The sequence below is a fragment of the Priestia sp. USM5 genome (assembly GCF_058323215.1).
This window is the reverse complement of sequence record NZ_JBSGKN010000001.1, coordinates 2,291,098-2,303,265: the sequence shown is the minus strand read 5'-3', so window position 1 is coordinate 2,303,265 and position 12,168 is coordinate 2,291,098. Positions and strand designations below refer to the sequence as shown.

11 protein-coding genes and 1 other annotated feature are annotated in these 12,168 nt (G+C 37.8%); of the genes, 9 read left to right on the top strand and 2 right to left on the bottom strand.

The genetic code is table 11. The features are described 5' to 3' along the window. Window positions 1-191: 191 nt before the first annotated feature. Window positions 192-420: a binding site (T-box leader), on the top strand. Between the two features lie 53 nt (window positions 421-473). Then, window positions 474-1,691: a threonine--tRNA ligase gene (gene thrS / locus ACWATA_RS12530; RefSeq protein WP_098999333.1), complete on the top strand. Its 1,218-nt coding sequence runs from the start codon at window positions 474-476 to the stop codon at window positions 1,689-1,691. A gap of 171 nt (window positions 1,692-1,862) precedes the next feature. On the opposite strand, the gene ACWATA_RS12525 is transcribed toward thrS, so the two are convergent. Continuing rightward, entirely contained in the window at window positions 1,863-2,066 is a 204-nt protein-coding gene (locus tag ACWATA_RS12525; RefSeq protein WP_223546605.1) for a hypothetical protein, read from the bottom strand. Window positions 2,067-2,454: 388 nt separating this feature from the next. Between ACWATA_RS12525 and ACWATA_RS12520 the strand changes: the two genes are divergently transcribed. After that, complete coding sequence (locus ACWATA_RS12520; protein WP_473049891.1) at window positions 2,455-3,855, top strand: amino acid permease; 1,401 nt, start codon at window positions 2,455-2,457, stop codon at window positions 3,853-3,855. 66 nt (window positions 3,856-3,921) lie between these two features. Here ACWATA_RS12520 and ACWATA_RS12515 read toward each other — a convergent pair whose 3' ends face one another. Continuing rightward, window positions 3,922-5,130: an MFS transporter gene (locus ACWATA_RS12515; RefSeq protein WP_098112622.1), complete on the bottom strand. Its 1,209-nt coding sequence runs from the start codon at window positions 5,128-5,130 to the stop codon at window positions 3,922-3,924. 255 nt (window positions 5,131-5,385) lie between these two features. Here ACWATA_RS12515 and ACWATA_RS12510 point away from each other — a divergent pair, with 255 nt between their 5' ends. The 7 genes from ACWATA_RS12510 to ACWATA_RS12480 all read left to right on the top strand — a co-directional run bounded on the left by ACWATA_RS12510 (window position 5,386) and on the right by ACWATA_RS12480 (window position 12,058). Next, a complete protein-coding gene (locus ACWATA_RS12510; RefSeq protein ID WP_033579007.1) occupies window positions 5,386-5,847 on the top strand; it encodes a MarR family winged helix-turn-helix transcriptional regulator in 462 nt (153 codons plus the stop codon). Next, on the top strand, window positions 5,844-8,510 hold the full coding sequence (locus ACWATA_RS12505) for an MMPL family transporter (protein WP_098112623.1): 2,667 nt from the start codon (window positions 5,844-5,846) through the stop codon (window positions 8,508-8,510). The genes ACWATA_RS12510 and ACWATA_RS12505 overlap by 4 nt, the downstream gene beginning before the upstream one ends. Window positions 8,511-8,747: 237 nt before the next feature. After that, complete coding sequence (locus ACWATA_RS12500; RefSeq protein WP_165573448.1) at window positions 8,748-8,912, top strand: hypothetical protein; 165 nt, start codon at window positions 8,748-8,750, stop codon at window positions 8,910-8,912. A gap of 200 nt (window positions 8,913-9,112) precedes the next feature. Continuing rightward, window positions 9,113-10,132, top strand: a complete 1,020-nt coding sequence (locus ACWATA_RS12495; RefSeq protein ID WP_473049890.1) for an STAS domain-containing protein — start codon at window positions 9,113-9,115, stop codon at window positions 10,130-10,132. A 188-nt stretch (window positions 10,133-10,320) separates the two neighbouring features. Beyond that, window positions 10,321-10,749 (top strand): SRPBCC family protein, encoded by a 429-nt coding sequence (locus tag ACWATA_RS12490; RefSeq protein WP_028413312.1) that lies wholly within the window; start codon window positions 10,321-10,323, stop codon window positions 10,747-10,749. Then, the gene (locus ACWATA_RS12485) at window positions 10,750-11,085 is read left to right on the top strand and encodes an ArsR/SmtB family transcription factor (RefSeq protein ID WP_028413311.1); all 336 of its coding nucleotides are present in this window, start codon (window positions 10,750-10,752) and stop codon (window positions 11,083-11,085) included. A 184-nt stretch (window positions 11,086-11,269) separates the two neighbouring features. Then, window positions 11,270-12,058 (top strand): MBL fold metallo-hydrolase, encoded by a 789-nt coding sequence (locus ACWATA_RS12480; protein WP_098112625.1) that lies wholly within the window; start codon window positions 11,270-11,272, stop codon window positions 12,056-12,058. Window positions 12,059-12,168: the final 110 nt, after the last annotated feature.

Here is a 12,168-nt window from a genome sequence, read left to right as displayed (position 1 = left end):
AGAAATCATCTAATTTACCACCTTAGAGCTATTGCAGGGAATGTGCATAACTGAAACTGCAATCGGTAAAACCGTTATCTTTTTTTGAGCGTAAAATGCGTACAGGTATTTTACGGAATTAGGGTGGTACCACGACCGCATTCGTCCCTTCACTAGGGATGAGTGCGGTTTTTTATGTAGAAAAAATGAATATACAAGCATTGAAAAGGACATGAATCATTTTTGGATTTTCTTTACAGAGAGTAGGGTCACTGGCTGAGAACCCTTAGAAAACGAAATGAATTTACCACCTTGGAGCTGCGGCGGGGAATGTGTATACACTGAAACTGCAACCGGTAAAACCGTTATCTTTTTAAGCGTAAAATACGTATAGGTATTTTACGGAATTAGGGTGGTACCACGGCCGCATTCGTCCCTTTATTAGGGATGAGTGCGGTTTTTTTGTTGAATAAAAACATATTGGAGGAATGAACATGTCAAAACAAATGGAAGCAGAAAAACGAAATCATCAAAAATTAGGTCAAGAACTGGAGCTGTTTATGTCGATGGAAGAAGCTCCTGGTATGCCGTTTTTCTTACCTAACGGAATGATTGTTCGAAATGAGTTAGAAAACTACTGGAAACAAAAGCATTACAAAGCAGGCTATCAAGAGATAAAAACACCCATCATGATGAAACAGGAGCTATGGGAACAATCAGGGCATTGGGAGCACTATCATGAAAATATGTATTTTTCAAATGTTGACAAACAAAACTATGCGATTAAACCGATGAATTGTCCGGGAGCCATTTTATTGTTTAACAGCAAGCGAAGAAGCTACCGAGAACTTCCAGTTCGATACGCGGAGCTCGGGTTAGTTCATCGCCACGAGCTTTCTGGCTCTTTAAACGGATTACTAAGAGTTCGGTCATTCACACAGGACGACGCTCATTTATTCGTAGAACTCAGTCAGATCGAAGCTGAGATTAGCCGCATTCTAGCGTTTATCCATGACTTTTATTCACATTTTGGCTTTGATTACAAAGTGGAGCTATCCACACGTCCTGAAAAATTTATGGGAGATATTGAAACATGGAATCAAGCAGAAAAGTCGCTTCAATCGGTGCTAAATGAAAAAGGCTTAGACTATCAGGTAAATGAAGGAGACGGAGCTTTTTACGGGCCGAAAATCGATTTTCATATTTTAGATTCCCTAGGCCGCAGCTGGCAGTGCGGAACAGTTCAGCTTGATTTTCTAATGCCAGAGAAGTTTGACTGTATGTATATTGGAGAGGACAATAAACCGCACCGTCCCGTAATGATTCACCGCGCTATATACGGTTCCGTTGAACGATTTATGGCCATCTTGATTGAACATTATGAAGGTCAATTTCCTCTTTGGCTGGCTCCTGTTCAATTTAAGCTTTTGCCTATTGCACCGCCGCATGTGGAATATGCATACAAGGTGAAACACGAGCTGGAGTCACAAGGGTATCGTGTTGAAGTGGATGATCGTATTGAAAAAATAGGTCTGAAAATTAGAGAAGCCGAAATGCTCAAAGTTCCTTATATGGCCGTAATAGGAGATAAAGAAGTAGAAAATAAATCGCTTGCTATGCGAAAGCATGGGAAGAAAAACATTGGAACAGTAAGTGTTGAAGAGGCAGCTGTACACTTGAATAAAGAAATGGATTCAAACAGAGTTTATTGAAGCCATTTACCTTGCTAAATAGAAAAATCCGATTTTTTAAGTCGGATAGTGATTCCCTTCATCTTGTCTTACACCAAAATGAAGGGAATATTGAACTAGAAGGGTATAAGATAATATATATCAGCAGTATAACTTTTGCCTTAGACAAACGCCGGTATTTTATAAAAAAAATTATCTTGTTCCATTCGAATCGTTTGTACGGGGGGAAGCTGAATCTTCATTTGACAATTTGTTCATAGGTTGCTGACCTCGCTTCTTTTTAGAAGGAGAATAAAAAAGAAATTTAAACATAAAGTACACTCCTAATGCTAGTAAAATACAGCCAATAAGTAAGTTAAGCATCTCTCTCCGCCCTTCATACACTTCAGTTTTCATCATTATAACACCCGTTAAGGTAAAACATTCATCGTTCTGTAAATAATCCCTATGTCAGGAATTTATATTTGAAGATAGGCGGCGAAAAAACTATCTGAAAATGAACCAATTTATTTTTTAGAATATTAATTTTATTCAAACTTATTATACATAATCACAATGATGATTTCTTTATTTAGTTGATAAAGCCAAAATAGATAGAGATTAAGAAATCGCTTACAAAAACTCTTGAAATATATATAATGATATTAGTATACTAATAGACAAGTTAGTAATTATTTCTATATAATTACTTCTGTATCTGAAGTAAAAACGCGTAGTCAAATAGGAAAAGACGTCATTTTTAAGTTTTTTAATGGATGAGTGGCAACAGAGAGGAGAGAGTGCAATGGGAAAACTATTTAAAAAGAAGTCAATCGAGCAATTATTAGAACAAAGTCAAAACAAATCTCTAGTCAAAACATTAGGGGCATTCGATTTGACTCTTCTTGGTATTGGAGCCGTAATAGGAACGGGGGTTTTAGTTTTAACAGGCTTAGTAGCTGCTAACGATGCGGGGCCAGCCGTTATTTTTTCTTTTATACTGGCTTCTATTGTATGCGGTTTTGCAGCGCTGTGCTATGCGGAATTTGCTTCAACTATACCTGTATCTGGGAGCGTTTACACCTATACATATGCAACCATCGGCGAAGTGGTAGCACACTTAATGGGATGGACATTGCTTTCCGTCTATTTATTAACGATGTCAGCAGTAGCAAATGGATGGTCTTCTTATTTTAATAATTTTTTAGAAGGCTTTGGTTTTTCACTCCCAAAAGAATTGATTACGATCCCTTCAAATGGAGGCCTGGTGAACCTTCCTGCTATTTGTATTACCCTTCTTATTACATGGCTGCTTTCAAGGGGGACTAAAGAAAGTAAAAAAGTGAATAATTTTATGGTGCTTGTTAAATTATTTATTATCCTTCTCTTTATTATTGTAGGGGCTTTTTATGTGAAGCCGTCTAATTGGACTCCTTTTATGCCTTATGGAATTGAAGGGGTTGTGACAGGGGGAGCGGCCGTATTTTTTGCTTTCTTAGGTTTTGATGCTTTATCTACATCAGCAGAAGAAGTAAAGAACCCGCAGCGCAATTTGCCAATTGGAATTATTAGTTCACTCGTGATCTGCACGATTATTTATGTAGCGGTATGCCTTGTTATGACAGGGGTTGTTTCTTACAAGGAACTGAATGTTCCAGAAGCAATGGCCTATGTTCTTCATTCAGTAGGACAAAATGCAGTGGCAGGAGTTATTGCTGCAGGAGCTGTCATTGGGATTATGGCTGTTATTTTCGCCTACATTTATGCAGCAACACGAATTTTATTCTCAATGAGCCGCGACGGCTTGCTACCAAAAGCATTTGCTAAAACAAATGAGAAAACGGGAGTTCCGACTCTCTCCACTTGGCTAGTAGGAATTATCGGAGCGTTAATTTCAGGATTTATCGATTTAAAAGAACTTGCGAATTTAGCAAATATCGGAGCCCTTTTAACTTTCGGTATGGTGGGCGTCAGCATTATCATCTTACGCAAAACGCACCCAACTTTAAAACGTGGATTTACAATGCCGTTTGTCCCGGTTTTACCAATTTTATCTGTATTATCTTGTTTATTTTTAATGATTAATCTTCCTAAAACAACATGGCTATATTTTAGCATATGGATTGTGCTTGGTATATTTGTGTATATAGGTTATTCTCGTAAACACAGTCGATTAACAAGTAAAGAAATGAAAAAAGCGAGTTAGAAGCAGAAAAAGAGCCTTTCATCCAAGAAAGGCTCTTTTTTTGCTTTTTGTTCAGTTGTTAGACAGTTAGGACGATTGTTCACTATGTTTTTTGCGTGTTTCCACAATAAACAGACAAGTGCTAATAACAAAAGCCGTTCCTACAAAAATGGCGCCAACCCAAGGAAGTGAAGTAAGTCCCATATGGTTAATAATTACACCTCCGAAAAAGGCGCCAAAAGCATTTCCTAAGTTAGCAAATGAGTGATTCGAAGTAGAAGCTAAAGCAGGTGCTTCCTGTGCTAAGTTCATAATTTTCACTTGAATACCAGGCATTACAGCAAATGCTGCTGCTCCCCAGAAAAACAGCGTGATAATCGCGGCTGTTGGGCTTTTGACAGTAAACGTAAAAATAGTCAGCACAATACAAAGAAAAGCAAATATACCTACAACCGAAGGCATTAACTTCCAATCTGCAAGCTTTCCTCCAACAACATTTCCAAGCGTAACGCCGCATCCGTACAATACAAGTATCCACGTAACGCTGTGTTCACTTACTCCCGTAACGTCTTCAAGAAGCGGTGTAATGTACGTAAATACAGTAAATAAACTACCGCACCCTATTGCACTTAAAAGAAGCATCACAAGAAGTTTTGGTTGGCTAAAAGCAGCAAACTGCTGTTTTAGACCCGTTAATTTTTCTTGACCAAGCTTTGGGATAAACAGAATAATACCGATAAATGCAATGATTCCCATAATGGTAATAGCCCCAAACGAAGCTCTCCAACCTAAGTGTTGGCCAATAAATGTTCCTACAGGAACGCCGATAATATTTGCAATGGTTAAACCTGCCATCATCGTTGCAACAGCACTTGCTCGCTTATGCGGTTGTACGAGCCGTGAAGCAATAACAGCGCCTACTCCAAAGAAAGTACCGTGACATAACGCCGTAACTAAACGAGCTCCCATCAAAATTCCATAGTTAGGTGCAATAATAGCAATCGCATTTCCGAGAATAAATAAAAGCATGAGTAAACAAAGCAGAAGCTTTTGAGGAAGTCGATGAGTAAAAATGGTTAAAATTGGCGCGCCAATCGCTACTCCTAAAGCATAGCCCGTAATTAGCTGACCAGCAGTCGAAATGCTAACATGAAGGTCTTCTGCAACGTTAGGCAGTATCCCCATAATAACGAATTCCGTCATTCCAATAGCAAAAGCTCCAAGAGTCAACGAGATAAGAGCAATTGGAAAGGAATCTTTCTTACTGACCTGCTCATTAGCATGCATTGTATTCATGTGTGATCACCCTTTCTGTGTATAAAATTTATATCTCCTTGAAAAGAAGTCAATTACTAATAATACTTAAGTGATTGAGCTTTGACAACCAAAAAAGCTGATGTAAGCGGTATCTTTTGGGATTCCGTTTATCTTTATCATATATGAAGACAGTCAGACATAAATTTATTGACAGATTAAAGTTTAGTCCTATAAACTATTTTTAAAGTTGAATAGTTTATAGGACTAAACTAAATGAGCAAAGGAGGGAAAGAAGTGACGAAAAGCAAGTTATATCAAGCTGTAGAACTTTTTGAAGAAGTGCTGTTTGTAGGAACAGAAGTCATTCACAGAGAGCTGAGCCATAACCTCTTCGAACATGTCTCAAGGCAGCAGTTTGATTTGTTAAATAGTTTAATGATTAAAGGTCCATCTTCACCTGGCAGTCTCGCTGTCTTGCAAGGTGTTCATAAAAGTGCCATTTCGAATCGAATTAAAAAACTGCTCGAAAAAGGGCTTGTGGAGTGGGACACTAATGAACTAGAGAGCGATAAACGTTCTAAGCTTATTAAGATTACGGCTGAAGGAGAAAAGGTAATACATGACGGAAATGCCGCGTGTTTTAGTATCATTGAGAATTTGTTTGATGATGTAGAAGAAGAAAAAATAGATACATTTATTGAAATTCTTACAATGGCAAAAGAAAAGTTAACTATAAAAGGGGAAAGCAAAAAATGAAATTTATTGTGAAATTTAAATGGGTGATTGCGGCCTTTATTTTAGCTTTAACGGTCATATTGATGCTAACGGCACCCAATTTAACAAAGCTCGCAAGTGAAAAAGGGCAGTCTCAGCTTCCTGATGATGCCGTTTCATCTAGGGCCAGCCAAATTCTCAAAAATGCCGGGGAAGACAGTAACACCATCAGCATGGTGATCAAGCTAGATAACGCATTAGATAAAGATAGTGAGAAACAGATACAGAAAATCATTGATAAGACAGAGAAAATTAAAGGTGTAAAAGATGTTACAACGCCTTTAACAGATGATCAAGATGTTCGTAACCAATTAATGTCTAAAGACAAAAAAACCGTTTTAGTTCCGGTTACTGTCAGTGGATCGGATGAAAAAGTTGAAAAAATAGCGAATCAGATTTATGACAGCGTGCCAAAAGACGTTACGGCATATGTAACAGGTGCATCTCTTATTAATCAGGATTTTGCACACAGTTCAGAAGAAGGGTTAAAGAAAACCGAGTTTATTACTATCTTCTTGATTTTAGGTTTGCTTCTACTCGTTTTCCGTTCAGTCGTGACGCCGTTTATTCCTATTTTAATTGTGGGAATCACATACTTAATCAGTCAATCGTTACTAGGTATTTTAGTTAAAAATGTCGATTTTCCAATCTCAACGTTCACGCAAACGTTCTTAGTAGCTATTTTGTTTGGAATAGGTACGGATTACTGCATTCTTTTACTTAACCGTTTCCGTGAAGAATTGGCTAACGGACATGATAAAGTAGAAGCCACGATCACGGCTTACCGTACAGCAGGAAGAACGTTATTCATTAGCGGAATTGCCGTATTTATTGGTTTTGCAGCCATCGGATTTGCCAAGTTTGCTATTTTCCAATCGGCCGTTGGCGTAGCAGTGGGAGTTGGTGTGCTGCTAGTGATTTTATTTACCTTGCTGCCACTTTTTATGGTTACGCTTGGAGAAAAATTATTTTGGCCGTCTAAAAAAGTGGCTTCTCATAGCGATAATAAGCTGTGGGGGTTTTTAGGAAGAAAGGCAGTAGCGCGACCGTTCGTATTTTTAGTCATTACAGCGATTATTACCGTGCCTTTTATTGTAACGTATGACTCAAAAGTATCGTTTGATTCTACTGCTGAAATAAGCAGTGATTATAAATCTATAAAAGGACTAAATGCTATCAGTGACGCACTGGGAGAAGGAAAAGCATTTCCTGTCAATGTTATTATTAAAGGAGATAAAGAGTTAACAAAGGCGGATGTTATTCCGTATTTAGGAAATATAAGCAAAGCAATTGAAAAAGTGGATCACGTGGATTCTGTTATGACGATCACACAGCCTACGGGAGAAAAGATTGATGATTTATATGTTAATTCACAGCTGGGCTCTGTATCAGACGGAATCAAAGATGCTGTTAAAGGAATCGGAGATGTACAAAAAGGATTAAGTGATATTGAAAAAGGGCTAAATCAAATAGCCGACCAAACGGGTTCTGCTTCTAAAGAATCTGGCGGGTCACTTGCACCTGCCGCAGACGGATTAGCTCAAGTTAATCAACAGCTGCAGCTTGTCAGCACTCAGCTCTCTACAACAGGAAATGTGCAGCAAGCGGTTCCTCAGCTTGCAGCAATCAGCAAACAGCTTACTACCATTCAAACCGGTCTTCAACAAGCAAATGAGAATCTTTCAGCTCAGCAAGGCCAAGTCGGAACCCTATCAGACAGTATCAATCAATTAGCAGAAGGTGTTGATAGTGCAAATGATGGGCTAACGAAAATCTCAGATGGCTTAACAAAAGCAACAGGTATGCTTGATAACATGAGTGACAGCTCAACAGTTAGAGATACGGGTATTTATCTTCCAGCAGAAGTGATGAAAGATAAAGGGTTTAAACAATCCATCGACAACTATTCTTTTGCAGATGGAAAAGGAGTTAAGCTCAGCGTAGTGCTCGATCAAAATCCATATTCTGAAGAAGCCATTTCAACCGTAAAAAATATTGAAAAAGCGGTGGCAAGCGAAGTCGTTGATACGCCGTTTGAGCATACAGAAATTGTGTACGGAGGGGTATCGAGCTCAAATGCGGATTTAAAAGATTTATCTACAACGGATCTTTCACGCACAATGGTTATTATGATGATTGGATTGTTTATTGTTTTGACCATTTTATTCCGTTCAATGATCATGCCTGTATACATGATTGCTTCACTGTTGCTTACGTATTATACAGCAATGGGAATCTCAGAGCTTCTATTCGTGGATATAATGGGGAATGACGGAATCAGCTGGGCCGTGCCATTCTTTAGTTTTGTTATTTTAGTTGCTCTTGGAATTGACTATTCTATTTTCTTGTTAGACCGTTTTAACGAAGAAGTGAAAAGCGGCGTAGCAGAAGGCATGGTTACGTCTATGAGTAAGATGGGGTCGGTTATTATTACTGCCGCTATTATCCTAGCCGGAACGTTTGGGGCTATGATGCCATCAGGTGTATTAACGCTTGTTCATGTAGCAACAGTTGTTATCATCGGTCTTTTACTTTATGGTCTTGTTATTCTTCCGCTTCTTATGCCAGCGATTGTCGTGACGCTTGGAGAAGGAAACTGGTGGCCGTTTCTTCGAAAAAAAGAAAAATACAAAGTAGAAGAATAACTTATATATGCTGGATTTTATCAACAATCAGATATAACGTTAAGCATTAGATAGAGTAAAAATGAAGGATAGATGAGCGTCATGAGACTGCTTTATCTATCCTTTTTTTTGTGCTATTAGAAAACTTGAGCATGATTAAAAGTAAACTCAAGCAGGCGCTGTGATAAATATACCGGGTCGAATAAAAGGCTTCCTACTAGGAAAACCTATAGTCAAAAACATGCGGAGGTCTTTTTAATGAAATTTGTAAATCTTTTAGCTAATCAGCGAGAAAAACGACGCGAACAAATGCGTGAAGCAGGCACATGTCCAGACTGCTTAGGAAAACGCTTTCACCATGTTGGGCTTTATTTTGTGCACGTTTATGAATGTCCGAGCTGTCAGGGGAATGAGGAAAACTAAATAATTCAGCCGAAAAGCTTCTTCATAAAATAGAAGCTTTTTTTATTTCACCACTATTACAAGCTCAGTAGATTGAAAAGAATTGTTCCTTTAGAGCTAATAATGATAAGATTAAAAAAAGCAGCATCCAAGGTAATTCATACTCACTTTTACGTAAAAACCACTATAGTAGAGAGATTATATAAAAAGGAGATTCCGGCATGGGTGAAAAAAAGAATATTGATATAGGTGGTCTTAGTTTTGCTTGGGATTTAGAAAAAGGAAAATTTAGCTTTGAAGGAGAAGATGCGATTCTTTTTTGGATTTCTTCGGCGATGAAAACATTGTTTGACACAATCGAAGAAATATCTGGAGAAGAGGCAGCTTCGGTAGTACTGGAAACTACTGGTTTTCGACAAGGATTAATAGTAGGAGAGTACTTTCAAAACATGAAGGGCGTAACGGTTTTTGAAGCGGCTGAGTTAATTACAAATACATACGCTTCGGCTGGATGGGGAAAAACAACTATCAAATATTTAAATCCTGAAAGTAAAACTCTATCTGCTGAATTAAAAGACAGTTGGGAACATAAAATTAACGTGGCGCAAAAGAAAACAATGGGAGGAAATTTTCTTCCGGCCCATTATGCAGGGATTTTTACAGGACTATTCGGAACAAATATTTGGTACAAGGTGATTCAACATCAAATAGAAGGGCATGAATGCACCACAGTAGAATACTTCCCTTCCAACATTGATATCACTCAAAATATTCATCAATTAGCGAGAAGAAAAGAAGCGCAGAAAATAGAACATTTGCAAAACATTGTAGCGGAAAAAACAGCAGAGTTAAAAGATCTTATTAAAAAGCTGTCTTCTCCTATTATTCCCGTTTTGGAAGGCATAGTCGTCGTTCCTTTGATTGGCAAATACGACGAGGATCGAACGGAAGATTTGATTGTCAATACATTAAATAACCTCCCAAAACATCAGGCTAATTATCTTGTGCTGGATTTAACCGGATTGGATAAAGAACTTACTGAATATACGGCAAGTCTTATCGAAAAATTAGGTGCAGCAGCGTCCCTGATTGGTACAAAAACCATTTTAGTAGGAATTTCTGCTGACTTAGGCTTAGTTATATCAGAGACTCATATTGATTTATCAAAATATGATTGTTTTCAAACACTGCAGCACGGCATTCATTATGCATTGGCACAAAGCGGACGAAGCATCGTTTAAAAGATATATTTTAAATATAACAAAATGCACTCATTCAACATCATAACAAATCTCTTTATCGAAGAACGGAAATGTATTGAAGGATTTCATTTTTTAAAAGAAGAATTGACACGAAACCAAAAGGTGTTATATTATTTTTATATAACACCTTTTGGTGTTATATTTGGAAAAGGAGAATGAAGACAACGATGAATGATAAAAGTGTAGTAGAAGATGTAAAACAGACGATAATATTTAACGCGCCGATTCAAAAAGTTTGGGATAAAGTAGCAACCGCAGAAGGGCTCCAACAATGGTTCATGCCTAATGATTTTCAGCCTCTGGTAGGATATGAATTTCATTTGCAATCGCCTTTTGGACCATCTCCGTGCAAAGTATTAGAAATAGATGCACCAAACTATCTTTCTTTCTCTTGGGATACGGATGGATGGGTCGTTTCGTTTACCTTAAAAGAAATGGGTAATCAAACTGAATTTACGCTTATTCATAGCGGCTGGAAAGAAGCTGAAACACTTCTTGAAAAAGCAAACGAAAAGAGTTCAGTGGTACGAGATAGAATGAGCTACGGGTGGACTAGTCTCGTGAATGAAAAACTTCGAAAGGTTGTTGAAAACTAAATGACTTCATCAGCTGCCAAGCATGATATCTTTCAAGCCATTGCTGATCCTACTCGAAGAAAAGTACTTGAGCTGCTTTCTGAAAAAGAATTGCCTATTTCAGAAATAACGTCCCATTTTTCAATAAGCCGTACCGCTGTTGTCAAGCATCTTCATATACTTTCAGAAGCAGACCTAGTCCATGGACAAAAAAAAGGCAGAGAAAAAGTGTATCATCTTCAGCCAGAGCCTTTGAAAGAAATAAAAGATTGGCTTTCTTACTACGAACAATTTTGGACAAACAAATTATCTATTCTTCAGCATATTGTTGAAAGAGACGAAGAAAGAAATCAATAGAAAAAGCATAAAAACGTTTTTTATAAGGAATATAGCAAAGCCAGTCGTTAAAAAGACTGGCTGTTTTACATAAAAGCTGGTTTTATTCTAGAAGGACAAATAAAAGAAAGATGCAGAACACCATAGGGCATTTCTTAAAATAAAAAGATAGACCTTTAGAAGAAAAAAAGGGGGAAACAGAGCAATGAACAAGCTTTTATTTTATGGGACGAGCGATGCTCAAGGAGTGCCTCGATTATTATGTGACTGTAAAGTATGCACGCAAAAAGATCCATTAAATCAGCGCACAAGACCTAGTGCACAGTTCACACTGGACGGTAACGTGTGTTTGATTGATGTATCACCTGATTTTAAACATCAATTTCATTTATACAATAACAAAAAAATCCCTTCTACCGTGTTTATTACTCATCCTCACAATGATCATGTTGCTGGTTTAGGGGATTTAGCCGACTTATGCTACTGGAATAATGTAAGTACAGAAGTCGTAGCAGCCCCTGAAGTCATCAGCGAGTTAATCAAAAGATTTCCTTATCTCGCAAAAAGAAAAGGGCTTACTTTTAATGGCACGTTAAAGTGGGAAAGCGGAGAAACGGCCATTACGTTTCATAAAGTGAATCACGGATTTAACGGTCATTCCTACGGCATTGTGGTTCATCAAAAACAAGGCGTACGCTGGGCGTATGTATCCGATTCTTTTAATGTGACAAAAGAACAGTGGGAGCCTTTTTACCACTTAGATTTACTGATATTCGGTACATCTTTTTGGAAAGAATATCTTCAAAAAGAAAAAAGATCCGTATATGATGTGACAGAGGCAATGGAGATTAAAGTGAAGCTACAAGCAAAAAACATGGTGTTCACTCATTTATCACACGATATTGATATCCCAAAGCACGCTGAGATGCTTTTAGATAAAAACGTAAGCTTTGCCTATGACGGACGCGAGATTTCATTACCTTATTTGTGTTGAGATTAATTAATATCTTATAGAATAATAATTTCAAACTAGGAAGGTAAAAGGGGTTAATAAGCAGGGATAGCTTGAAGTAGGAACGAACACGACACTAAATTGGAGCTAAA